We start from the raw sequence: 23,662 nt of genomic DNA on the forward strand, positions 1-23,662 counted from the left end.
AGCGAGAATTTAAAATTTTTAAAACCTCCAAAGCATTAAACCTGCTTGATAGCCCGCACCTAGCGTCCAAATAAGTGCATACTGTCCTTTTTTTAGTGGTGCGACCATTTGTTGGTATCGGTGTAATGCTAAAAGAGGACTAGATGAACCAGAATAGCCAATTTCTTTAGAGTAAAAAGGTACCTTATGGTCTGGAAGTTGAAATTTTTCTTTTATAACTTCAATGTTCTTTAGTGATAGCTGAGAGAATAAAAATATACTAATATCTTGGATTGTAAGGTTGTTTCTACTCAGAAAGTCTTCTATTTTATGAGTTGCATATTCAACACTTCCGCTTCCATCAAATGCGGTATCCCATGTTGTTAAATTGCCTTCTGTAAAACAGGAATACCCTTGCGGAGGAAATAAAACAGAGTCGCTAAAACTACTATCTGTGTGGTAATGTACATCTACTAAACCTGCTGTAGAATTGTCTTTTTCTACGATGAAGGCAAAAGCAGAATCAGAAAAACAAAATGCAGTAACAGGGTTTTCAGGGTCTAGAATGCTAGACATTTTTTCGGCACATACAACAAGGGCTTTTTGCGCGGTTTTACTATTTGAAAGATATTGTGCGGCTTGATCTAAAGCGATTAATGCACCAATACAATTGGCATTTAATCGTAACACATGGTTTCAGATTTTCCTTGTAAGGCTTGATGAATGTATATAGAATCACAAGGAATTAAGTGTTCAGCTGTTGAGGAAACAAAAATAATAATGTCTATTTCTTGTATCGAAATAGAACTCTGTTTTAAAACTCCCTTTGCTGCTTCAATTCCCATAGATAAGGAAGTTTCTGTTGAGTTAGAGGAAGCGATGTGCCGTTTTTGTCTTCCTAAGGCACTTTGTATTTTCTCCATTGGAATGCCTTTTTTTTCAAAGCTGCATAGTACGGTTTCGTTATTTTCTTGTTTAGAAGCAGGATGAAAATACATGTGTTTTAGTTTCATAAAAAAAAGCTTTTGTTTAAGTTATATTACTAAAATAGTGTTTTTGATATTAAAAATTATATATTTAGTTGTTTGTTTGATTGCTTATAAAAATGTTTTATTAATTTTTTAAATTTTATGTATTTTTAAATAATAAGTTTTTTGTTGTTTATCAATGCTAATTCGTAACCATGACAGGAACAATATTTTTACTTGCAAAACGCAGGTTGTTAAAGGGTTTATGTTTTCTTTTGTTTTATACTGTGTTTAGTAATCATATAAGTGCACAGGAAATCTATTTTCGCGTATCAGAGAATGATTGTAGTAATTATTATACCCCAGTTTTTTCTGTGTTAGATGAAAGCACTTACCAAGACAAAATAAAATTTTTGTTGCCTATAAATTATCAAGGTAAGCGTTTTGATAATTTAAATAAGTTATATTTTGAAAATAAATTAACCATGTCTAAAGTGGTTTTCTCTGATGAGTTATACCAAATCACAAGCAAGCCGTTAAACGACTTATCTGGAATTTCTTTAGTAAATAAGGGTGAAGTGATAGCCTTTTTTTCTATTAAAGATATAAACGCTAAAAACATAAATGCTATTATAAAAAGCCTTAGTAGTTTACAAGAGATTTTAGATAAAAGTAAAAAGGGGCTATCGAATAATCTTTTGAATAAAATAGATTATAAGCGTCCATTTTTGTTTCTATCAGACCAATTTTTCGGGAAATTATATCGATTTGATGGAGATAAATCAGAGTTTTCCGTTTTAAATTTAAAAGAAGATAGTTCAAGTATTGCTTCGTTAAGAAAACACTATTTAAGTGAAGACGATTATAAAACTCATCAAGAATATGGTGAAACCTCAAAATCTTTCCAAGGTCAAAATGGTATCAAGATTATCGATATAAGCTTTGCAGAAGAAAAAATTTACATTAAGTATAGCATACCCTATGTTAGTGTTATGATGTATGCGGGAAAACAAGCAACTGTATTAAGTAATTTGCTTTTAATGTTTTCTCAACCAATAGATGAAAGAATTACTTTTAATAGTTTTATAGATAATACCTATGTTATTAAGAATTTTAGCCTAGAAGAAATAAAATACTATCCTTCTAGACAAATGGCGGTATATGCAGATAAATTATACTATATAAACCAAGTAATGGCATCTAGCGAAATACCAGAATTTCCCCTACTTAGTCAATTTAAAATTGATAAAGACTTAAAGGAGATTACATTAGAAGGAGTAGTAGATAATTTAAAGAACTTTAATTTTCAACAAGATAGCTTATTGAATGTGCAATATTTAATGGAAATAGGATTTCTACAAAATAAAGAAAATATTTTATTACGGGAATACCCTTATGCCGTTAACCTTGTTAAAAAACAAAAATATCAGTTAGATTGGGAAGATGAGAATAAACATTACTATCCGGTAGAAATATTTTACAGCCAGCTTCAGTTTTGGGAAAAAGAAGATAACTTTACGGTGTTGGTAAAAAAACAAGAAAATTATGCCTTAAAAACCTACAACCAAAATTGGGAATTACAACAAGAAAAACTTTTACCATTTAATACCGAAACAGTAAAAGATATACGCTTTAGCAAAGATAACATTTACCTGTTTACCGAAAATGAGTTGCTAAGTTTACCAAATGTTTTTGAGTAGGTTTATTAAACCTTAGGTGTTTTTTAGGGTCTAAGATATAGAAATACACTTTTTATGAAAATGTTTTTTAAAAGTACTATTTTGATGGTACTTTTTTTATGGATAAATACGAGTTATACACAAACACTAACGTTTAGCATAACAGGAAAAGTAGTCGATGAACAACAACAAGCGTTAGAGTCGGCAACTGTATTTGCAGAAACCGTAAAAGATAGCAGTTTGGTAGGTTACACCATAACCAATGCTAGCGGAGATTTTGAATTGACAGAGAAAATGCAAACCCCCGAGGAGATATACTTATATATTTCATATACAGGTTTTGTAACGCATAAACAAAAGCTTATTCCTAAGCCTACAATATCTCTGGGCGAAATACCTTTAAAAATAGAAAACAATACCTTAGATGAGGTGCTTGTAGAAGGAAAATCGGCTCCTATTGCCATAAAAAAAGATACTTTAGAGTTTAATGCAGCCTCTTTTGCTACACGTCCCGATGCTAACTTGGAAGAATTGCTTAAAAAATTACCAGGAATAGAAGTAGATAACGACGGGAACATTATGGTAAATGGGAAACAAGTTTCTAGAATATTGGTAAACGGACAAGAGTTTTTTGGAAAAGACCCTAAAATAGCTACAAAAAATTTACCCAAAGACATTATAAACAAAATACAAGTAGTAGATACTAAAACTAAAAAAGAAGAATTTACAGGAAAAGAAAGCGATGCAGAAGATAAAACCATAAACATTACCATAGCTGAAGATAAAAATAAAGGCTTTTTCGCCAGGATGACTGCCGGAGGAGGAACAAACAACAGGTACGAACTTAATGGAACAGCAAATTATTTTAATAATAAAATGCGGCTTAGTTTATTGGGGAGCGGCAATAATATTAACTCTTCGGGGTTTACCTTCGATGAAGTTTTTGATTCTATGGGGAGAAATGCCTATTCGGTAACAGGAGGTGGAAGTAATTCAGGGATTACCAAAACAGAAAATACAGGGGTTGATTTTGTAAATGAATGGGATAATAAAACAGAACTTTCGGCTAGTTATTTTTATAATAAAGCTGCTAATACAACAGCTTCTATAGGATATAGAGAAAATATTCTTCCAGATAAACACTATTTTAATGAAAATAAAACAACCTCCAAACGCAATAATCAAAACCATAGAGCAAGTATTGGTTTTCACGCTGAACCCGATACGTTAACACGAATTTCTATTTACCCTAATTTAACAGCAAATACAGGGTTTTCTACCAATACCTCTAAAGCCTTTTCTTATAACGCTAACGGAGATCCTATAAATGATGCAGAAACTTCTACATTTTCGGAAGTGAAAAATATCAATTTTTCCAACACGTTAAATGCCATTAGAAAAATAGGTAAAAACGGAGCTTATGTTGCTTTAGAATTTTCTAATACAAATAACAATAGCAAGCAACAAGAGGAGTATTATGCTGAGCGAAAAATTTATAAGGAAACAGAAACCTTACCAGAAACAAGCATACAAGATCAGTATATTGAAGAAAATAAACAAACCGATAAGTATTCGGTGATGTTAGACACTAGAATTCCGATAACCGAAAAATCTTCTATAGATATAAATTATACGTATGTAAAAGAAAATCAAGCTAACGAGCGCTTGGTGTATGAGAAAGATCAAGCAGCACATTATAATGCTTTAAACGAAAATTTAAGCAATAATTTTCAGACCACCATATATAAATATCAGCCAAGTTTAGGTTGGGTATATAAAACAGAGAAGCTAATAACAAAGGTTTCTTCGGGGCTTCAGCAGACCAAATTGAGTAACGAGGATTATTTTTCAGACAAACGCTTTAGCAATACCTACAACAACTTGTATGCAAGAATATTTGCTCGCTATAAAATTACCAAAACTAAATCTTTGCGTTTTACCTACAGAAACTCTCGTAGTACACCTTCTATACAGCAATTACAACCAGTAGCAAATGTTACCAATCCGTTAAATACGGTTGTTGGAAATCCAGACTTAAACCCCACACTGTCACACCGTATGAGGTTAAATTATTACGATTACAATTTTAAAGCTCAAACAGGTTTTTATGCTTATATAAATGGAAGTGTGGTTAACGATAAAATAGTTAGTGTAAGCATAACCGATGAAAACTTGATTAGAACCACTACTTATGCTAACGTAAACGGATCTTGGCGTGTAACTATGGGAGTAAATGGAGATAAAAAGTATGATTGGGTAAATGGGGATGCGTTAAAAATTTCTATAGGAGTTACGGGGAATTATAGTAATAATATAGGTTTCTCTAACGGGAAAAAGTATACCGCCAAACGTTTTACTACTTCTCCTAGAGTTTCGGTAACTTACGATGTTGGCGAAATAATAAGTATAACCCCTAATTATAGTATCGATTTTAATAATTCGCGATACAGCTTAAATAATAATAGGAATGAGCAATACATCAACCAAGCTTTAGGTTTAAATATAACCTCTTATTTTCCCGAAAATTTGGTTTTTGGTAGTGATATGCGTTATACCAAGTTAGGAAATGTAGCTCCAGGTTTTAAAGATAATTTTTTATTATGGAATGTAAGTTTGGGCTATAAGTTTTGGGGAGAAGATGGGATTATAAAATTAAAAGTTTTTGATATGCTAAACGAGAACACGTCAACTTCTCGTTATACAGGACAAGATTATGTTCAGGATACCGAGCAATTGGTTTTAGAGCAATACATAATGCTTAGCTTTACGTATAAATTCAATAAATTTGCAGGAAGCAAGACTTCGCCGCCATCTAAACGTAATCGCCGTTACAGAATAAGGTAATAAACAATAAAGGTTTCTTTAATGCTTACTATTAGGAGAAATATATTTTTATAAGGTGTTAAATAATTTTTTTAATCACCCTTAAGTTGTGCGAATACCTTTTGGTATCAACATTAAAAATACCTGTATGGTCAATACGGTCAATACGTACTTTACCATGTGCATGGATAATGTAATTGTCTTCCATAATAATACCTACATGGATAATATTTCCTTCATGGTTATCAAAAAAAGCTAAATCTCCTGGTTCGCTTTCTTCTATAAAACTTAATGGTTCTCCTTGTGTTGCTTGTTGTTTAGCATCTCGTAATAAGGCATAACCGTTAATTTTATAAACCATTTGTGTAAAGCCACTACAATCTATACCAAAAGGAGATTTTCCGCCCCATAAATAAGGCGCATTAAGGTACATATATGCGGTTTCTAGCAGTTTGCTTTTAGGGTATTCCCCTTGTTGGGAACGACCTTCGTATTGATGTTGTAAAAAAGAAAGATGTGAGAGGTTAGCGCCTAAAGATACCGGGATAAGCTCTTGGTTTTTTGTGGTGATAAACTCTATTAAATCAGCAACATACCTATTGCTGAGTTGTTTTTGGTGATCAAAAATTTCTTTATGAAGTAAACAGGTTTGTTTAGGGTCTATCCAGCCTTCATAATTATCAAATGCAATACGGATTTTACACCAGTTTTTCCGTTGTTCTATAATGGTAAAAATATCTCCGTAAAGAAGTTGGGTAACCATTTCGCTAGCATCGTTTGCTTCTGCTCTCACAGGAACAATGTTTAGTGTGCAAACTCCGTATTGCATGTGTTTTTTATAAAAATGATTTGTAAAAAATTAATTTCTTTCAATAACCATTGCCGAAGCACCACCACCGCCATTACAAATAGCTGCAGCACCAATTTTGGCATTGTTTTGTTTTAAAACATTGATAAGGGTAATTAAAATTCTTACGCCAGAGCAACCTAATGGATGTCCTAAAGAAACAGCACCACCATTAACGTTTACTTTATCGTCGGTAAGGCCTAAAATTTTCATATTGGCTAAGCCAACAACCGAAAAAGCTTCGTTAAACTCAAAGTAATCTACATCTTTAATGTCGATATTTGCTTTTGCAAGCGCTTTGGGAAGTGCTTTTGCAGGAGCTGTGGTAAACCAGTTAGGTTCTTGTGCTGCATCGGCATAAGCTTTAATAGTAGCTATTGGAGTAAGCCCTAATTCTTCGGCTTTTTCTTTACTCATTAAAATCATGGCACCAGCACCGTCGTTTATGGTAGAGGCGTTGGCAGCAGTTACAGTTCCTTCTTTTGTGAAAGCTGCACGTAGTTGAGGTATTTTTTCGAGTTTAATGTTTTTAAACTCTTCATCCTGGTTTACAATAATAGGTTCTCCGCGACGCTGAGGAACTTCTACAGGAACTACTTCTTCATCAAATTTTCCTTCTTCCCAAGCTTTTTTAGAGCGCTCATAAGATTGGATAGCAAAATTATCCTGATCTTCTCTAGAAAATTTATATTCAACCGCACATTCATCGGCACAAACACCCATGGCATTTCCGTCGTAAGCATCGGTTAGTCCGTCTTTTTGCATACCATCTTCCATCATTTTAGGACCAAATTTGTGTCCGTTTCTTAAATGGGTATAATGCGGAATTAAACTCATGTTTTCCATTCCTCCAGCAATAACAATCTCGTTATCACCAAGAGCAATACTTTGTGCAGCTTGCATTACGGCTTTCATACCGCTAGAGCAAACTTTATTTACAGTAGTACAAGGTACGTTATTTGGGATGCCAGCAAATAAAGCTGCTTGTCTTGCAGGAGCCTGGCCAACGCCTGCTTGTACAACATTACCCATAATTACTTCTTCTACTAACTTTGGGTCTAGATTTATTTTAGCTAAAGCTCCTTTTATTGCGGTAGCTCCTAATTTTGGGGCAGTTACACTCGATAAGCTTCCTAAAAAGCTACCTATTGGTGTTCTGGCTGCACTTACAATTACAACTTCTTTACTCATGTTTTGTGTTTTTAGAATAATGCTTTGCGAATTTAATGATTTTATAGCGAACATCCGAATAGAATCTAAGATGACGTACATTTTTAGTACATTTGACCTAAGAAGCATTTCAGGATGAAAAATTTTATCAATACAATTTATAAAAAACAAGGACTTATTTATAAGATTTTCTTGTATGTATTTGCCACGGCACTTATCGTTTATGTTTTTCCAAAAGGGAGTAAGTTTAAATACGATATTACGCAAGGAAAACCATGGCAGTACGAGACTTTATATGCTCCTTTTGATTTTGCTATTCTTAAATCTGAAGAAGAAATAACGAAAGAGAAACAAGAGATAAGAAGAGGCCATATTCCTTATTATGTTTTTAATACCGATGTACCACAGTTGGTAAATAAAAAACTTGCAGAGAATATATCAGAAATTTTCACCGAAGAAGAAATTGCAAAAAATGGCGTGGAGTTGGTAAAATTTTCTACACAGCTTTTAGACGATATTTATTCTCGTGGAGTTCTGGCAGAAATAAAGCCTTTAGACGAAAACCGTATTGTGTACCTTAAGAAAGGAAATCAAGCAGAGGAAGCCGTTTATAAAAGTGTTCTGAAAGAAAAAGAAATTAAAGATTATGTAAACCTAGCTATAGATAACAGTAGCTTACAGCAGTATAGAAATGCATTGTTAGAGCTCTTTTTTAATACAGTAAAACCTAATGTAAAAGCAGATGAAGCATTAACACAGCAAGATTTAGAAACCAAGCTAAATACAATTTCATATACACGAGGGAGCGTTGTACAAGGGAGTAAAATTATTAGCAGAGGAGAAATTATAGAAGGAAATAAGCTGAGTATTTTGGCTTCATTAAAAAAGGAATACGAGTCTAAAATATGGACAGAAACCAATTACTATATTGTGGTTCTAGGTTACACCATGCTGGTTGCTTTAGCATTGCTTATGTTAATGTTATTTATTTACAAATACCGTCCTTTTATTTTTGAAAACAACACCAAGGTTACGTTTATTTTTTTCAATATTGTAATGCTTGTTTTGCTGAGCATAACGGCTATAAAGTGGCTAGGGAATTCCTATATATATATCGTGCCTTTGTGTATTCTTCCGCTTACGCTGAAAGCTTTTTTCGATACACGTTTAGGTATGTTTGCACATGTGCTTACCGTGTTGATATTAGGTTTTATTGTGCCGAATAGTTTTGAGTATATGTTTTTGCAAATCATCGCAGGGATTGTAACTATTTTAACCACCTCAGAGCTTTATAAACGAGCTAATCTTTTTATCTCGGTAGGGCAGATTACGGGCGTGTATATATTTGCCTATTTTGCATTTACCATTATTCAGGAAGGCGCTATAGCTTCGATAGATTATAAGCCTTTCCTTATGTTTTTATTAGGCGGTGTAGCCACCCTATTCGTACAGCCGCTGATTTATGCCTATGAGAAAGTATTTGGGCTTATTTCAGACATGTCTTTGCTAGAGCTATCCGATACCAATTCAAAATTGTTAAAAGAACTTTCTAACAAAGCACCCGGAACTTTTCACCATAGTCTAAATGTTGCAAACTTAGCAGAAGCATCAGCTAATGAAGTAGGGGCAAATGCCATGCTGGTAAGGGTAGGAGCCTTGTATCATGATATAGGAAAAATGGCAAATCCTAGCTTTTTTACAGAAAATCAAACCTCTTCGGTAAACCCTCACGACGATTTATCGCCTATAGAAAGCGCTCAAATTATTGTGAACCATGTGGTTTATGGAATAGAAATAGCCAAGAAGCATAACTTGCCAGATCGGATTATTGACTTTATTCGTACACACCATGGTACAAGCCTAATCTATTATTTTTATAAGAAAGCACAAGACTTGGCTGAAGAGCAAAATGAAACCATCGATATCGAAAAATTTAGGTATCCAGGGCCTACACCTTTTAGCAAAGAAACCGCCATTTTAATGATGAGCGATAGTGTAGAAGCTGCAAGTAAAAGCCTTAAAGAACCAAGCGCCACAAGTATAGAAAAATTGGTAGATAAAATTATCAATAAACAAATGGAAGCAGGGCAGTTTTTAAATGCAGATATTACATTTAAAGAAATTAAAGAAATTAAGAAGATACTAAAGCAAAAACTTAAAAATATTTATCATTTAAGAATTGAATATCCAGAATAATGCTAAATGGTTACTTTTTAAAATGACAGCATAGATAAATTCGATTGTTTTTGCTGGCTAAAAAAGTAAAATAGAGTATCTTGTAAAGGCACAATAGTAAAACCTTGATATGATGAAGTACCATACACGTAAATGGATTAAACCAGAAGACTTAAACCCTAACGGAACCTTATTTGGTGGGAGACTCTTAGAATGGATAGACGAAGAAGCTGCGCTATATGCTATTATCCAGTTAGAAAACCCAAAAACAGTTACCAAGTTTATGAGTGAGATAGATTTTAGAAGCTCGGCTCGTGAAGGTGATATTATAGAAATAGGAATTGATATCCTTAAATTCGGAACCGCTTCTCTAACACTTACTTGTCAAGTAAGAAATAAAATGACACACGAAGTAATTATTGCCATCGATAAAATTGTTATGGTAAGCTTAGATGAAAACGGCAAAGCAATCCCTCACGGAAAAACACAAAAAGAGTTTGCTAAAGATAGGCTTTAAGCTTAAGCTTCTTTCTTACGTGGCAAAAACTTTTTCTCGGCGTAAAAAGGACCAAATGGTAATACAGAGCAAAAAATACAAATCATTAATGTTTTAAAACTCCAATTAAGTTTTTCATACATAAAATAAGCTCCAATAACATAAAGCACAAACAAAACTCCGTGTGCCATACCTACGGGGCGTACCATCTCAGGTATGTCCCAAACGTATTTTAACGGCATTGCAATAAATAATAAAACTAGAAAAGAAATAGCTTCAAGAGTACTAATTAATTTGAAGATTTTTACCTGATTATCGTACATAAAAATAACATTTAATAGCTAGCGAAGATAAGTATTATTTTTACTTAATCTTAATATTGAAATTGTTAAAATTTCATAAGCTTTGTTTTTTATACTAGCGTATAATTAGTACTTTAGACAAAAAATAAAATCAATTTTGAAAATTCTTGTTACAGGAGGTTTAGGCTTTATTGGTTCGCATACCGTAGTTAGTTTGTTAGAGGCAGGTTATGAGGTTATTATTATAGATAACCTATCTAATTCTAGCTTGCATGTGTTGGAAGGTATAGCTGCCATAACACAAAAAACACCCACATTTTGTAAGTTAGATTTACGAGAGACCGAAAATGTTTCGGCTTTTTTCGAAACGCATAAAAACATAGCAGGGGTAATTCATTTTGCAAGTTCCAAAGCAGTAGGAGAGAGCGTAGAAAATCCTTTGTTATACTATCATAACAACATCTCTACGTTAATTACCTTGTTGCAGGAAATGCAAAAACACCAGATAAATAATCTGATATTTAGCTCATCTTGTACCGTTTACGGAGAACCAGATAAGCTTCCAATTACAGAGGAAGCACCAATAAAACCAGCACTATCACCTTACGGAAATACCAAGCAAATAGGGGAGGAAATTATACAAGATACCTGCAAAAGCGCTACAGCTTTTAAGAGTATTGCTTTAAGGTATTTTAACCCAATAGGAGCGCATCCGTCTGCAAAAATAGGAGAGTTGCCTATCGGAACGCCTCAAAATTTAGTTCCGTATATTACACAAACCGCTATCGGAAAGCGTAAAGAATTATCGGTTTTTGGAAACGATTACCCAACACCAGATGGTACTTGTGTTCGGGATTATATTCATGTACTAGATTTAGCAGAAGCCCATATTGCAGCTTTAAAACGTTTGATAGCCGCTAATAACAAACAAAAATTTGAAGTTTTTAATATAGGAACAGGAAGCGGAAATTCTGTATTAGAAATAATAAAAACTTTCGAAAAAGTAACGTCAAAAAAATTACCTTATAAATTTGCAGAACGAAGAGAAGGCGATGTGATTGCAAACTATGCCGAAACTCAAAAAGCGAATCACGAACTAGGTTGGGAAACAAAACGAAGCCTAGACGAAGCATTATTGAGTGCCTGGGAATGGGAGCAAGCTTACGCTGAAAATAATTCGTAGGATAAAAAGACAATATAATAAAATGAAGATACAAGCTGTAATTACCGCTTTAGAAGAATGGGCTCCTTTAGCATACGCAGAGGATTTTGATAATGTAGGGCTTCTTGTAGGTGATAAAAACAAAGAAGTAACAGGAGTATTAGTAACCCTAGATACATTAGAAGAAACACTTAACGAGGCAATAGCCCAACAATGTAACCTTATTGTAAGTTTTCATCCTATTATTTTTAGCGGACTTAAGAAAATTACCGGAAAAACCTATGTAGAACGTGTGGTGCAAAAAGCCATTAAACATGATATTGCGATTTATGCCATACATACTGCATTAGATAATAGCTTTACTGGGGTTAATGCCAAAATTGCCGAAAAACTTAAGCTAGAACAGCAACAAATTTTAGTTCCTCAGGCTAAAACAATTAAAAAACTAACCACCTATGTTCCAAAAGCAGCAGCCAACAATTTACGAAAAGCATTGTTTGAAGCAGGTGCAGGAGCTATCGGGAATTACGATAATTGTAGCTTTAACATCTTAGGAGAAGGAACTTTTAAAGGAAATGAAAAAAGCAACCCAAGCATAGGCGAGCCAGAAGTTTTACAAAACGAAACAGAAATTCAGTTAAATCTGGTATATGAAAAGCATTTAGAAAATAAAGTTTTAACAGCATTGTTTGCTAACCATCCGTATGAAGAAGTGGCTTTTGAAGTGGTTCAAGTAGAAAATAAACACCAACATATAGGAATAGGGATGTTGGGAACATTACCCGAAGCAATACCTCCAGAAAAATTTATTACCTTTGTAAAACAGACCTTTAATTGCAGAATAATACGGCATAGTGAACTGTTACAAAAACCGATAAAAAAAGTAGCTGTGCTCGGCGGAAGTGGTGCTTTTGCCATACCTAATGCAATAGCAGCAAATGCAGATATTTACCTAACTGCCGATTTAAAATATCATGATTTTTATAAGGCCGAAGGAAAGTTAATTTTAGCAGATATAGGACATTATGAAAGTGAACAATTCACAAAAAACTTAATACATTCTTATCTTAAAGAAAAATTCCGTAATTTTGCAATCGTTTTATCAGAAAAAAGTACCAACCCAATTCAATATAGTTGATTAATTATGGCAGATAAAAAAGAAATGACCGTAGAAGAGAAGCTTAGAGCATTGTATGATTTACAATTAATCGATGCACGTATAGATGAAATACGTAACATTCGCGGGGAATTGCCTTTAGAAGTAGAAGATTTAGAAGACGAAGTGGCGGGGTTAACCAAGCGCTTAGACAAATTTAATACAAGCTTAGAAAGTATTGATGACGATATTAAGGCTAAGAGAAACAAAATAGAAGAGGCAAAGGAGCTGATAAAAAAATACACCACACAACAAAAAAATGTGCGTAACAACCGTGAGTATAATGCCCTTTCTAAAGAAATAGAATTTCAGGAATTAGAAATAGAGCTGGCCGAAAAGCATATTAAAGAATTTTATGCTCAAATAGAGCATAAAAAAGAAGTGATAGAAACTACGCAAAAACGTTTAGGAGAACGTCAAGAACACCTAACGCACAAGCAAGATAAGCTAAGCGATATTCTAGCAGAAACCGAAAAAGAAGAAAAAGCTTTACAGGACAAGTCAGAAGACTTTAAAGCGCAGATAGAAGAGCGTTTGGTAAAAGCTTATGCCCGCATTAGAGGAAGTGTAAAAAATGGTTTAGCCGTTGTGCCAATAGAACGTGGAGCATCGGGAGGATCTTTCTTTACAATTCCACCTCAAGTACAAATGGAAATTGCTGGTCGTAAAAAAATTATTACCGATGAGCATAGTGGACGTATTTTGGTAGACCCAGAATTAGCACAAGAAGAAAAAGAAAAAATGCAAGCACTTTTCCAAAAGCTGTAATCTTCAGTAAAAAATATCATAAAGAGGAAATCGTCTAAGAAGTAATTTTTAGACGATTTTCTTTTTTACAGCTATTTCTGTAAAACTGTCGGTTGGGTTGAAATCAACTTTGTTGATTCATGAACACCATTAGCAAATAAAAGGTTTGTGAACTAATACAATTTTTTCTGGCATCACGAAAATTGTCTGTAAAATTTGCCACGAAAGAAGCGTTAAAATTTTAGGTTGTTTGAGTATTGGCTTGCCAATACGAGTTCTCTAAAATTTAGCTTTTGAGTAATAAATTTAAGACAAGATTCGGTAGCCTAGATTTTTTTGATTCGTTTTTTTATCAATGAAATCAACTTTATTGATTCATGAACACTATTAACAAATAAAAGGTTTGTGAACTAAAAAAAGTAAGTGTAATAATGTTTTTAACTTATACACTTTAACCAAACCATCTTAGGTTTTATACCCTCTCTTGTTTTAACGTAGAAAGTTATATATTTGAAACTGATAGTTTAACTTAAATCGTCATATCCGTCAGGGCGTTGTGTTCAATTAAAAAATACCGTCTCATGACATAACCTATTTAAATGATTGTATCTTTGATGATATCAATAAATGAATCCAGCTTACGAAATAACATCTTCTATTTCAGAGAAAATAGGAGAAGTAAATGCTAATTTATTAGGTAATCCATTGTTTTTGCATCACCTTTTTGGGTACCACTTGCTAAGGTAAACTTTACTTGTTTAAGTTATACACTGAAAACTAATAAATGAAAAAACTAATCACACTTTTTTTACTAACTATCTTTCATTTCCAATCTTGTAGTGGACAGAATAAAGAATTTGTACGATTTGTAGTTCAACCAGAAGCAGAAGTCGGGAAGTCTATTTTGTTCAATATATATTTTGAACAAAAGCCAGACAGTATAATTGTTGCCAGCAACTATGTTGACGGATTGGAGTTGACCTATAATTTAGACGAAATTTTGAAAAGAATTTCTAGCAGTAATACCACAGATGAAAACGGTGAAATAATTCAAGCCTATTATAGTTTTGAGAGCTATGCCGTTCCTACAAAAACAGGACGAATTGACCTTCCTGTTTTGACCGTGATACATGAAGGAAAAGAATATAAAAGCAAACCGTTTCATATCAACGTAGTTGACAACATCACGATTGACCAAAACGACTTAAAAGTTAGTTGGACATCAGACAAAGCCACTTATAACAAAAACGATACTATTAAAGTAAGTCTGTATGAATACTCCCGATTTTTTGAAACTAAAAGAAAATACTTGCCTCCCGAAAACTTGCCATCGCTGAAAGGAAAAGAAAACGAAATTCATGTCGGTTTTGAAGAAACCATTGACAATATTGTAGGAATAGAGAATTTTGAAGAAATGATCGATAAAAATTTTGAGGTTGTACACTTTGATTGGAATCCGTTTAGAACACAAAAACAAACAATGGAATATATTGATAATATGCAATATATTAAAACAATGATTGCGGAATTTCATCTTTTAGCAAAATCCAAAGGCACATTTGATATAGGCATCAGTGAATTTGAATTTTCATTATACAAAAGCAATACAGATTATTTTGACAATAGGTTTGTTCCTAATGACAATGGCACATATACTGTAACTGACAATGGAGCAACAAAGTTTAAAATAAAATCTAACGAACTAAAAATTAATGTAAAATAAAAGCACGTTGCACAACACGGACAAATGCTACACTAGCTATAACTTTGCCTAAGTTGATTCATGAACACCATTAGCAAATAAAAGATTTGTGAACTAAAAAAAGTAAGTATACTAAAGTTTATTATTCGTTCATTTTGTCTTGACACAAAACGAACCAAAAAGTCAAGACCGTTTTAAGTAAATTTTTAAAATCGCTGCTAAATCAATTTGGTTAACAAGCAAAACAAAATTTTTGATTATCAAATTATATGCATACATTTGCACGTATTAGTGAAATATGGAAAATTCAAAACATAACCTAGAAGAATCTATCAATTTGAAATTTTTTCTCACCTTGTTTGAGCCTGTTCGTTTTGAACTTGTAAAACACTTAGCTGATGGAAAGGAACGCAGTATCAAAGAAATTGCAGAAAATTTTCCACAGGATAGATCAGTGATTTCAAGACATTTGGAACAATTACAAACACAAGGAATAGTTGTAAAGGAGAAACGCTCAAGACACACATTCTATACACTCGACTGTGAATTAATTACTCAACATGTTGAAAAAACTGCTAAGTCGTTGAGAGACTTAATGAATATACATACTACTGATTAAAAAAATTTAACTTAATACGTGCATGTATGCACATGTAAACAAATTAAAATGATGAAACATAAAAAAAGACATTTCCTAGTTGTAGCAGCAGCATCTCGTGGTGCACGTTTCTTTATCAAAAAAGCATTAAGACAAGGTCATGATGTAACAGCGCTTTGCCGTGCAGCAGATGATAAAGCAGCACTAAAACGAATGAATAATGTACTGGAAAATACAAACCTGACCCCCAACGGAATAGCGGTAAAGCACACAGCAGGCAAATTGAAAGCAAAGAATAGCAACATTTTAAAACCTGAAACTTATGCGCAGCTACTCAGAGAGGATGAATCTATAGATGCGATTTGTTGTTTTGTTGGAGTAACAAAGGTTAAAGACATGATAAACGCTAAAAACATGCTTTACACCGATACGATACAAGCAATAGTTGATGGTCAGCGAAATAGCCGTTGGGTAGAAACATTCTATCATGGCTCGGTAGGTACTGAGGGCGTACCAGGGCAAAGCATAACTGCATGGCCTGCAAATTACAATAGGTTATCTAACTTGGTTCAAGTGATTTTTCCTATTTTTAAAAATGTGACCAAGAGCGAGGCGATTCTTGCTAAAGCGCAATCGGAAGGTTTAAACTTTATCATATTTAGGCCTGCAGCATTAAAAGATACCCCTGCAAAAAGACAGTACGGGTATGTTTTTGATACAACAGCATTAGATAGTGAAGAACTTCCACTACGATATGCTAAGAGAACAATTAGTAGGGAAGATACAGCCGAAGAGATATTAAGAGTAGCTACGTTACCCAATGACGAAAGAACACAATGGTATGGTCACGGCGTGTATCTAGTAGATATGAAAGATAAATATTTAAAAAATAATAAATAGCAATAATAAAAGTTTAAGTTGAGAAGTCACCTTTTTTAGTTTTAGGAAACCTTTTTGTTTTTTATCGATTAAATTAACTTTGTTGATTTATGAACATCATTAGTAAATAAAAGGTTAGTGAACTAAAAAAAGTAAGTGCAATAATGCTTTTTGCTTATACATTTTAACTAAACTCCCTTAGGGTTTATATTATTTCTTACGAAAATCCTCGCGAATTTTCTATTCGGGTTTTATTTGCTAAGTTTAGTGTTTAAACCATACAACAAGCTATATGTGAATACGTTAGGTGATTTTACCCAACTGAATTGTCTAAAGATTTCCCCCATTCGTTTAAATCCCAAAGAATTTTTAGCAATCCATTTCCTAAATCCGTCAATTGATATTCGACACGGGGAGGAAGTTCGTTAAAAGAAGTTTTGGTAAGCAATCCGTCTTTAACCATTTCGGAAAGTTGTTGATTGAGTACTCTTCGATCAACATTTTTTATGCCGCGCAAAAACTCGCTTGGTCGTTTTTTTCCTTCGTTGATTTGCCAAACGATGGCGATTTTCCATTTTCCACTAATGGCGTTTACCGCTTTTTCCAACGGACATATTTTTTCTTCTATCGCTAAAGCCTTTGTACTCATAAAATTGACTTTTTTATCCCCTATTGATTAATTAATGCGGTATTGCGAGAGCATTTTTGCTATTCTAAATTTGAGTAAATTTAATTACAAAAATATGAATATTTTAAGAATCGATTCAAGCGTAAGAGTACAAAACTCAAAGTCAAGAGAACTGACGGATTTCTTTCTCAAAAAACTTTCAATAAAACAAGACTTTAATCTAAAAATTCGTGATGTAGGCATTAATCCACCTGCATTTCCAACTGATGATTTTATAAAAGCCAATTATACTGTACCCGAAAACAGGACGGACGAAATGAAATCAATTTTAGCAAATTCAGATGCTTTAATTGATGAATTGCTTTGGGCAGATAAAATCGTGATTACTTCCCCAATGTACAACTTTACCGTTTCGGCAACATTAAAGGTGTTTATCGACAATATAGTAAGAGTCGGACGTACATTTTATATCGATGAAAATGGCGATATGCAAGGTTTACTCAATGATAAAAAACTATTGGTCATTACTTCCAGAGGTGCAATGTTTTATGGCAAAAATAAAAGTTTGGAATCGTTTGATTTTCAAGAAAGTTATCTAAAATCGGTGTTTCTGTTTATGGGAATTTCCGATTCCATTTTTGTAAATACAGAAGCCCAAGACTTTGGAACTGCCGAAATGAAAATGATTAACTTTGAACATTCTAAAAATCAATTATCCAAACTTTCTAAAATATGGTAGAACCACAGATTTTAAACAGAAAAGGAGCTTTAAAAGCAGAAAATATTCCAACCGAAGTTTTGGAGTTATTGAATAACGGAAAAATTGAAACTGTGAATTTAACAGAATGGTTGATTGTAAATCATATTCAACTCATCAAAACCAATTTTTCGGGATTGGGAATTTCAAATTCAGCTATTGAAAAGGTTTTGAGTGAAATCCAAAATCAGAAAAAATCTTCAACAATGAACACCATAAAAGTTGTTGGCGAAATGCTTTACCAAGAATTGAAAGACAAAAAAGAGTTTGAAAATATCTTAGACAGTTTAAGCAATCATCCGTCCGATTCTATTCGCTGTTATGCCCCGTATTTAATTTCGTTGAATGAAAAGCTAAAAATTCAAGAAAAATTAAACCAAGCCAAACCTTTGGTTGCCGACAAGCATTTTGGCGTTCGTGAAATTGTTTGGATGGCTTTACGCCCAGAAATTGAAAAAAATCTTGAAGAATCAATTGTATTTCTAATCGATTGGACAAAAAGTGAAGATGAAAACATTAGACGCTTTACGACCGAAGCAACACGACCGAGAGGCGTTTGGTGTAAACACATTGATAGACTGAAAGAAAACCCCGAAATTGCTTTGCCTATTTTGGAACATCTAAAATCTGATACATCAAAATATGTTCAATACAGTGTTGGCAATTGGCTTAACGATGTAAGTAAATCTCAACCCAATTTCGTGATTGAACTCTGCAAAAAATGGCAAAAAGAATCTCCTGCAAAAGAAACCGAGAAAATTATCAAAAGAGCGAAAAGGACAATTGAGAAATAAAAGAACTGCCTACAATCGAGTAGACGGATCCGTACCTAAATAGGTGCGGAGTTCGCCTCTCAATTATTTATACTCACGAAGTCCTATAGTTGAAATAATTAGGTTCGGTACCAAGGTTATATATAAGAAGTCCATCTGCAGGATTTGGAATTGTAACCATGTCTAGCCTATCTGTTAATGCTACTCTAGGGGCTAAAAAGCCTTTTTTACTTCCTACTGCAAACTCGTTAACATTAAGTTCTAGAATAGCGGATGGGTCTGGAGAGATGGTTCCTATACCTATACTTCCATTAGAAAGTATAGTGAAATCATCTTTTTGTTCTGCAGCAGTGGGAGCTCCTGTGGTATTGTTGTTGCCTTCGGCATCAACATGAAAGATTCCTCTAGGGTTTATTGTTAAAAAATCGATAATTACGATAAAGTGTGTAAAGGAATGAAATTTTAAGCTTAGGCTTTTGTTTCTATTATATTTGATAATTTAACTCTATATTTACAGGATGTAACTAATTGATATTTTTTTATGAAAAAAATTGTTTTTTTATTATTAAGTTTGTTATTAACTGCTTGTAAAAACGATGATGTAGATGATAAACCTTATGAAATAGCTATAGCTGAAATACAAAAAATAGTCACTACGTATCAGCAAGATTTTTCTGCTAAAATGGATAATAAACCTATAGGCATAGGTTTATATGTGTTGGAAGGTGATAAAGGTTTTTATGTGTCGGAAGGTTTTCCCGAAAGTTATAAAGAGAATATACAATTTAGAATTGCGAGTAATTCTAAAACTTTTACAGCAGCTGCAATTTTAAAATTGCACCAGGAAGGAAAGTTAGATATTAATCATAAAATAACCGATGTAATACCAACTACCCAAAAAACCTATATTCCAGCAACCGAAAATTTTAACATTCCTTATAAAAACCAAATTACAATAAAAACATTGTTGCAGCATAGAGCAGGGGTGTTTGATGTTACTAATAGCCCTATTCCTGAGAATCTTCAAGTTCCTTATGCGGGAAATTATTATATCGATTATATAAAGGAAATTAACGGTGAAGATTATACATTTAGTTTTGAGGAATTGATAGGTGTGGTTGCAGAAACGCAACTTAGTGATTTTGAACCAGGGGCAGCGTTTCATTATTCTAATACAGGATATAATATTTTAGGGTATATTGTAGAAAATGTTTCGGGGAAACGCTTACACGAATATTTACAAGACGAATTTTTTATACCTTTAAATTTAGAAAACACTTATTCTCCGCATTTAGGGAGCGATATGCAAATGCCCTCACCTTATACTTTTTCTTATCTTAATTATGAAGGAGAAATTATAGAAATAGATAAGGATAACCTAACAGGAAATATTTCTGAAGGACAAATAATAAGTACTCCAAAAAGCTTAGCAAAGTGGGGGAAAGCTCTGCTGGGCTCAACTAAAGTGCTAACCCCAGAAGTACAAGCCATGATGCTAGATGTATTACCAGCCGATGAAAGCCATGGTTTTTATGGCTTAGGCATACAAGCTTACCCTACAGAATTAGGTTATGGCCATGACGGGGCGCATATGGCATATTTAAGTACGATGCGTTATGAGCCTAATAGCGATCGGACTTTTGTTATTTTTACCAATCACTTAAATGTAGAAACAACAGAAACTTTTATAAACGAGGCAACAGCACTTTATGATATTCTTATCGAAACGATGCGTATTTTGGATGAAAAAAAATAAGGGCTATTTCTATAAGCGATGTAAAAGATTAAGTGTATTTAAATAATTTACATCGCTTCTTTTTTATAAGAAAAACACTGATTTTAGGTGTAAATTCGCAGGGTTATGCTATAAGTTTTTAGTTAGGTAATGAGAAGCATGCCCTTTTGGTCTATCATTAATTGTTGCGATATGTTGGTAATTGTTTTTTTCGTAGAAAGGTTTTGCTTGCCAACTGGTGGTTTCTACAAAAGCTTTTTCACAATTATTTTTCTTAGCAAAATCTTCAGCTTCTTTTAGTAGTTTACCACCTATACCCGTACCTCTACATGTTTTAGCTAACCATAATAGTTCTATATGTAAGGTATTCCAATAGCAAGAAGCTCTAATTCCTCCTACAATATTTTTATCTTTATCGCGTACAAAGGTGAAAAATTTAATTTCTTTTTCGATAGGTTCTAAGTTTGGAATTTCTGCATTATTAAAAGCAATAATTCCTTTACTAAGTATTTCAGCTTCTTCTTTTTTGGGAGTAATGGTAGTTTCTATAGTCATTTTAAAGGTTTATTTCTCTTTATTAGAAGAGTAATTATTGATTTAAATCATCAAATTTAGCTTTCATGGTAGGATTGCCATAAGTAAGCTTTTTTATGGTTAAATCATCTGCTTTATTGTTGGCCAAGCGCAAGTTATTTTCTGATGATAAAAGGGCTTCTTTTGTTTTGTTAAGGTGATTTATTGTTTTGTCAATTTCATCGATTGCCGTTTTAAATTTTCGACTTGCCAGGTCGTAATTGTAGGCAAAACCTTTTCTAAAAGCATCTATCTTTTCTTCGAATTTAGTAATGTCTATGTTTTGATTTCGCATGATGTTTAATTCTTGTTTGTATTTTAAAGAATTCATGGCTGCATTACGAAGTAGTGTTATAATCGGGATAAAAAACTGCGGGCGTACCACATACATTTTTTCATATTTGTGCGATACATCTACAATACCAGTGTTGTAAAATTCATTTTCGGCCTCTAGGAGAGATACCAAGACGGCGTATTCGCAGTTTTTATCGGTTCGGTCTTTATCAAGTTTTTTAAAGAAGTCTTCGTTTCGTTTTTTTGTACTGGTCTCGTCGTTTTCGTTTTTCATTTCAAACATAATCGAAATGATTTCGTTGCCTTCGTTGTCGGTTTCTCTATAAATAAAATCTCCTTTGCTGCCTTGTTTTGCATCGTTATCTTTTTCAAAATAAGCATTTTGAAAGGCGGTTGCGCGAAGTTTATTAAATTCTGATTCACAGTGTTGTTCTAAGGTTTCGCCTACCATTTTTGTAGAAAGCTTTTGTTTAAAATCTTTTAAGCGTGCAATTTCATCGTCTTTCATTTTAATGGTTTCATCTTTAACGCTAAGCTTATTGTTGAATTGCTCTCGGATAGATTTTTCTAGGAGTTGCTTTTCTGTTTCCTTGATTTTAAGGTTATTAGCTAGTGTATCACGCTCTTTTTCTACATTTTTTATAGCTTCAGATACTTCGTATTTTTTTTGCGTTTCTGCATTTTCAATTTTAGATTTCATCTCTGCAAGTTCAGCTTCTTTTTGAGCTATTTTTTTTGCTAGCCTTGCATGACTGTTGGCTTGTTGCTCGGTAAGTTGTTTTTCTCTATCGGCAAATTCTTTTTGTAATGCGTTTTTAAGGTTTGCTTCGGCAAGTTGTATGGCATTTTTTTTCTCTTTGTCGGCAAGTGCTAATCTGTTTGCAAGTTCTTCTTCAAATTGGTGATCGCGCACTTGTTTAAGAATGTCTGCAAATCCGGCTTCATCTACTTTAAAAGTTTTTTTGCAGTTTGGGCATATAATATCGTTCATGGTTTACAAATTTTGGAAGATTAAAAATACACGAATACGTTAGGAATATAAAATAAAAAAGCCTTTTATAAAAGATTATTTTTACAAAAGGCTTTTTTGAAGGAGGATGCTAATTTTAGCTAGATATTAGTCTTACTTCTAGCTTTATTTGTGTGTTTACATTTTTGCCGTCTTTTTTTCCAGGTAATAATATGTCATGAAATACAGAAAGACTTCTTACAATATCTTGTTTTAGAATTGTGTTTTCTGTGGTGCTTGTTTCTGTACTTATTGTGCGTTGCCGTTTTTTTGTATTGCTAACAGCTTTAATCTCTATGTTACGGATATCGCCTTTAGTATCGATAACAAAATCTATAAAGTAACTGGTATCTTTATGTGCCTGTACATAATCTAGGTGATATTTTATTGCTGACTGGAAACTACGGTATAAACAATCTATACGGCAGTCATCATCGAATTCTGTCATTTTTAGTTTAGGAGGAATAGTTACATTTTCAATAGCGTAAATGGTTTCGGTAGGTGAGAGTTTTTTATCTTTAATCTTGGCTACTTTACTATTATCTATTGGGATTTCTTCAAATTTATTTTTAGCGCCTTTATAAGTTTTTATTTTTTCTAATTGGAGTACGATGTTATCAAAAAAGAAATAGCAATTTCCTCCTCTTAGTAGGAGTATATACGGCTGATTGTCTATTATAATTTCTTGGTACTCGCTAACGTGGTAAGTTTTCTTTTCTAGATGTTCAAAAAATTTGGGGTTGTTGCTAGCAAAAGTATTGTCTGTGTTAAATTCTATAATTAGGTCATTAAAGCTGGTATTCATATTTTCGACCTCATCGGTATCTAGCGATCTTCCTACAAAACTGCTATAAGTCCAATCGGTTATTTTCCATTTTCCCTCTAGTGTGATGCTGTTTTCTGTTTGTGAGGTGCATGCGCTAATGCAAAATAGCAGCACTATTAATTTGATGGTGTTCATAGTTAAAAGGTTAGTTTAGTTATTTTAGTTTGTAAATTGGATTTTATAATTTATCTCTGATCGTTCTGTAGTATATATGTATTTTAATTTGATAGTTATCTTAAGAGGTTAATTTATAGGTAGTTAATAAAATAATGAAGAAGTTTTTTAAGCCATATTTTCGAGTTGTATTTCTAATAAAAAATGTTAAAAATAGTTATTTGTTTCCTTATAGGAAATAAAATTACACGCATATTTTATAATCATAAA

At 33.2% G+C, this 23,662-nt stretch carries 23 protein-coding genes; 14 read left to right on the plus strand and 9 right to left on the minus strand.

Translation table 11 applies throughout. From position 1 onward, the window contains the following. Nucleotides 1–18: 18 nt before the first annotated feature. Both GGR32_RS12090 and GGR32_RS12005 read right to left on the minus strand, forming a co-directional pair. Complete coding sequence (locus GGR32_RS12090; RefSeq protein ID WP_343066404.1) at nt 19–669, minus strand: 3-oxoacyl-[acyl-carrier-protein] synthase III C-terminal domain-containing protein; 651 nt, start codon at nt 667–669, stop codon at nt 19–21. Continuing rightward, the gene (locus tag GGR32_RS12005; protein ID WP_246415145.1) at nt 657–992 is read right to left on the minus strand and encodes a hypothetical protein; all 336 of its coding nucleotides are present in this window, start codon (nt 990–992) and stop codon (nt 657–659) included. Before GGR32_RS12005 ends, GGR32_RS12090 begins: the two co-directional genes overlap by 13 nt. Nucleotides 993–1,234: 242 nt before the next feature. Here GGR32_RS12005 and GGR32_RS00875 point away from each other — a divergent pair, with 242 nt between their 5' ends. Further along, nucleotides 1,235–2,647, plus strand: a complete 1,413-nt coding sequence (locus GGR32_RS00875) for a hypothetical protein (RefSeq protein WP_183475558.1) — start codon at nt 1,235–1,237, stop codon at nt 2,645–2,647. Nucleotides 2,648–2,731: 84 nt separating this feature from the next. Next, entirely contained in the window at nt 2,732–5,470 is a 2,739-nt protein-coding gene (locus GGR32_RS00880) for an outer membrane beta-barrel protein (RefSeq protein WP_246415156.1), read from the plus strand. 58 nt (nt 5,471–5,528) lie between these two features. Here the strand turns inward: GGR32_RS00880 and GGR32_RS00885 are convergent, their stop codons facing one another. After that, nucleotides 5,529–6,278: a C40 family peptidase gene (locus GGR32_RS00885; RefSeq protein WP_183475560.1), complete on the minus strand. Its 750-nt coding sequence runs from the start codon at nt 6,276–6,278 to the stop codon at nt 5,529–5,531. 30 nt (nt 6,279–6,308) lie between these two features. Beyond that, complete coding sequence (locus tag GGR32_RS00890) at nt 6,309–7,487, minus strand: acetyl-CoA C-acyltransferase (protein ID WP_183475561.1); 1,179 nt, start codon at nt 7,485–7,487, stop codon at nt 6,309–6,311. Nucleotides 7,488–7,601: 114 nt separating this feature from the next. Between GGR32_RS00890 and GGR32_RS00895 the strand changes: the two genes are divergently transcribed. Then, nucleotides 7,602–9,662, plus strand: coding sequence for an HD family phosphohydrolase (locus GGR32_RS00895; RefSeq protein WP_183475562.1), 2,061 nt, complete (start codon nt 7,602–7,604; stop codon nt 9,660–9,662). A 112-nt stretch (nt 9,663–9,774) separates the two neighbouring features. After that, nucleotides 9,775–10,158 carry an acyl-CoA thioesterase gene (locus GGR32_RS00900; protein ID WP_183475919.1) on the plus strand — a complete coding sequence of 128 codons (384 nt, stop codon included), beginning with the start codon at nt 9,775–9,777 and terminating at the stop codon, nt 10,156–10,158. A gap of 2 nt (nt 10,159–10,160) precedes the next feature. Here GGR32_RS00900 and GGR32_RS00905 read toward each other — a convergent pair whose 3' ends face one another. Next, entirely contained in the window at nt 10,161–10,460 is a 300-nt protein-coding gene (locus tag GGR32_RS00905) for a DUF3817 domain-containing protein (RefSeq protein WP_183475563.1), read from the minus strand. Nucleotides 10,461–10,596: 136 nt separating this feature from the next. Here GGR32_RS00905 and galE point away from each other — a divergent pair, with 136 nt between their 5' ends. From galE to GGR32_RS00935, 6 genes are all read left to right on the plus strand, one after another. Next, on the plus strand, nt 10,597–11,622 hold the full coding sequence (gene galE, locus GGR32_RS00910) for a UDP-glucose 4-epimerase GalE (protein WP_183475564.1): 1,026 nt from the start codon (nt 10,597–10,599) through the stop codon (nt 11,620–11,622). Nucleotides 11,623–11,644: 22 nt separating this feature from the next. Next, complete coding sequence (locus GGR32_RS00915; protein ID WP_183475565.1) at nt 11,645–12,739, plus strand: Nif3-like dinuclear metal center hexameric protein; 1,095 nt, start codon at nt 11,645–11,647, stop codon at nt 12,737–12,739. Nucleotides 12,740–12,745: 6 nt separating this feature from the next. Continuing rightward, a complete protein-coding gene (locus GGR32_RS00920) occupies nt 12,746–13,525 on the plus strand; it encodes a zinc ribbon domain-containing protein (RefSeq protein ID WP_183475566.1) in 780 nt (259 codons plus the stop codon). Nucleotides 13,526–14,288: 763 nt separating this feature from the next. After that, nucleotides 14,289–15,227, plus strand: coding sequence for a BatD family protein (locus GGR32_RS00925; RefSeq protein WP_183475567.1), 939 nt, complete (start codon nt 14,289–14,291; stop codon nt 15,225–15,227). Between the two features lie 277 nt (nt 15,228–15,504). Next, the gene (locus GGR32_RS00930; RefSeq protein ID WP_183475568.1) at nt 15,505–15,825 is read left to right on the plus strand and encodes an ArsR/SmtB family transcription factor; all 321 of its coding nucleotides are present in this window, start codon (nt 15,505–15,507) and stop codon (nt 15,823–15,825) included. Nucleotides 15,826–15,843: 18 nt separating this feature from the next. Next, entirely contained in the window at nt 15,844–16,704 is an 861-nt protein-coding gene (locus GGR32_RS00935) for an NAD(P)-dependent oxidoreductase (protein WP_183475569.1), read from the plus strand. Between the two features lie 292 nt (nt 16,705–16,996). On the opposite strand, the gene GGR32_RS00940 is transcribed toward GGR32_RS00935, so the two are convergent. Then, on the minus strand, nt 16,997–17,332 hold the full coding sequence (locus GGR32_RS00940) for a winged helix-turn-helix transcriptional regulator (protein WP_183475570.1): 336 nt from the start codon (nt 17,330–17,332) through the stop codon (nt 16,997–16,999). A gap of 94 nt (nt 17,333–17,426) precedes the next feature. On the opposite strand from GGR32_RS00940, the gene GGR32_RS00945 reads away from it, so the two are divergent. From GGR32_RS00945 to GGR32_RS00960, 4 genes are all read left to right on the plus strand, one after another. Further along, complete coding sequence (locus GGR32_RS00945) at nt 17,427–18,050, plus strand: FMN-dependent NADH-azoreductase (protein WP_183475571.1); 624 nt, start codon at nt 17,427–17,429, stop codon at nt 18,048–18,050. Continuing rightward, nucleotides 18,044–18,862 carry a DNA alkylation repair protein gene (locus GGR32_RS00950; RefSeq protein WP_183475572.1) on the plus strand — a complete coding sequence of 273 codons (819 nt, stop codon included), beginning with the start codon at nt 18,044–18,046 and terminating at the stop codon, nt 18,860–18,862. The genes GGR32_RS00945 and GGR32_RS00950 overlap by 7 nt, the downstream gene beginning before the upstream one ends. Nucleotides 18,863–19,020: 158 nt before the next feature. Further along, a complete protein-coding gene (locus tag GGR32_RS00955) occupies nt 19,021–19,236 on the plus strand; it encodes a hypothetical protein (RefSeq protein WP_183475573.1) in 216 nt (71 codons plus the stop codon). Between the two features lie 146 nt (nt 19,237–19,382). Further along, nucleotides 19,383–20,597 carry a serine hydrolase domain-containing protein gene (locus GGR32_RS00960; RefSeq protein WP_183475574.1) on the plus strand — a complete coding sequence of 405 codons (1,215 nt, stop codon included), beginning with the start codon at nt 19,383–19,385 and terminating at the stop codon, nt 20,595–20,597. Nucleotides 20,598–20,705: 108 nt separating this feature from the next. Here the strand turns inward: GGR32_RS00960 and GGR32_RS00965 are convergent, their stop codons facing one another. From GGR32_RS00965 to GGR32_RS00975, 3 genes are all read right to left on the minus strand, one after another. Further along, nucleotides 20,706–21,131, minus strand: coding sequence for a GNAT family N-acetyltransferase (locus GGR32_RS00965; protein WP_183475575.1), 426 nt, complete (start codon nt 21,129–21,131; stop codon nt 20,706–20,708). A gap of 34 nt (nt 21,132–21,165) precedes the next feature. Next, on the minus strand, nt 21,166–22,434 hold the full coding sequence (locus tag GGR32_RS00970; protein WP_183475576.1) for a DUF2130 domain-containing protein: 1,269 nt from the start codon (nt 22,432–22,434) through the stop codon (nt 21,166–21,168). A gap of 115 nt (nt 22,435–22,549) precedes the next feature. Then, nucleotides 22,550–23,413 carry a DUF5004 domain-containing protein gene (locus tag GGR32_RS00975; RefSeq protein WP_183475577.1) on the minus strand — a complete coding sequence of 288 codons (864 nt, stop codon included), beginning with the start codon at nt 23,411–23,413 and terminating at the stop codon, nt 22,550–22,552. Nucleotides 23,414–23,662: the final 249 nt, after the last annotated feature.

Origin of the sequence: Mesonia hippocampi (assembly GCF_014197445.1) — a bacterium.
Classification (GTDB): Bacteria; Bacteroidota; Bacteroidia; order Flavobacteriales; family Flavobacteriaceae; genus Mesonia; species Mesonia hippocampi.

Bases quoted from the DNA above. Each gene is read 5' to 3' on its own strand.
- GGR32_RS12005 (WP_246415145.1), bottom strand. From the start codon at position 992: ATGAAACTAAAACACATGTATTTTCATCCTGCTTCTAAACAAGAAAAT.
- GGR32_RS00880 (WP_246415156.1), top strand. From the start codon at position 2,732: ATGGTACTTTTTTTATGGATAAATACGAGTTATACACAAACACTAACG.
- GGR32_RS00885 (WP_183475560.1), bottom strand. From the start codon at position 6,278: ATGCAATACGGAGTTTGCACACTAAACATTGTTCCTGTGAGAGCAGAA.
- GGR32_RS00890 (WP_183475561.1), bottom strand. From the start codon at position 7,487: ATGAGTAAAGAAGTTGTAATTGTAAGTGCAGCCAGAACACCAATAGGT.
- GGR32_RS00895 (WP_183475562.1), top strand. From the start codon at position 7,602: ATGAAAAATTTTATCAATACAATTTATAAAAAACAAGGACTTATTTAT.
- GGR32_RS00900 (WP_183475919.1), top strand. From the start codon at position 9,775: ATGAAGTACCATACACGTAAATGGATTAAACCAGAAGACTTAAACCCT.
- GGR32_RS00905 (WP_183475563.1), bottom strand. From the start codon at position 10,460: ATGTACGATAATCAGGTAAAAATCTTCAAATTAATTAGTACTCTTGAA.
- GGR32_RS00915 (WP_183475565.1), top strand. From the start codon at position 11,645: ATGAAGATACAAGCTGTAATTACCGCTTTAGAAGAATGGGCTCCTTTA.
- GGR32_RS00920 (WP_183475566.1), top strand. From the start codon at position 12,746: ATGGCAGATAAAAAAGAAATGACCGTAGAAGAGAAGCTTAGAGCATTG.
- GGR32_RS00925 (WP_183475567.1), top strand. From the start codon at position 14,289: ATGAAAAAACTAATCACACTTTTTTTACTAACTATCTTTCATTTCCAA.
- GGR32_RS00930 (WP_183475568.1), top strand. From the start codon at position 15,505: ATGGAAAATTCAAAACATAACCTAGAAGAATCTATCAATTTGAAATTT.
- GGR32_RS00940 (WP_183475570.1), bottom strand. From the start codon at position 17,332: ATGAGTACAAAGGCTTTAGCGATAGAAGAAAAAATATGTCCGTTGGAA.
- GGR32_RS00945 (WP_183475571.1), top strand. From the start codon at position 17,427: ATGAATATTTTAAGAATCGATTCAAGCGTAAGAGTACAAAACTCAAAG.
- GGR32_RS00950 (WP_183475572.1), top strand. From the start codon at position 18,044: ATGGTAGAACCACAGATTTTAAACAGAAAAGGAGCTTTAAAAGCAGAA.
- GGR32_RS00955 (WP_183475573.1), top strand. From the start codon at position 19,021: ATGTCTAGCCTATCTGTTAATGCTACTCTAGGGGCTAAAAAGCCTTTT.
- GGR32_RS00960 (WP_183475574.1), top strand. From the start codon at position 19,383: ATGAAAAAAATTGTTTTTTTATTATTAAGTTTGTTATTAACTGCTTGT.
- GGR32_RS00965 (WP_183475575.1), bottom strand. From the start codon at position 21,131: ATGACTATAGAAACTACCATTACTCCCAAAAAAGAAGAAGCTGAAATA.
- GGR32_RS00970 (WP_183475576.1), bottom strand. From the start codon at position 22,434: ATGAACGATATTATATGCCCAAACTGCAAAAAAACTTTTAAAGTAGAT.
- GGR32_RS00975 (WP_183475577.1), bottom strand. From the start codon at position 23,413: ATGAACACCATCAAATTAATAGTGCTGCTATTTTGCATTAGCGCATGC.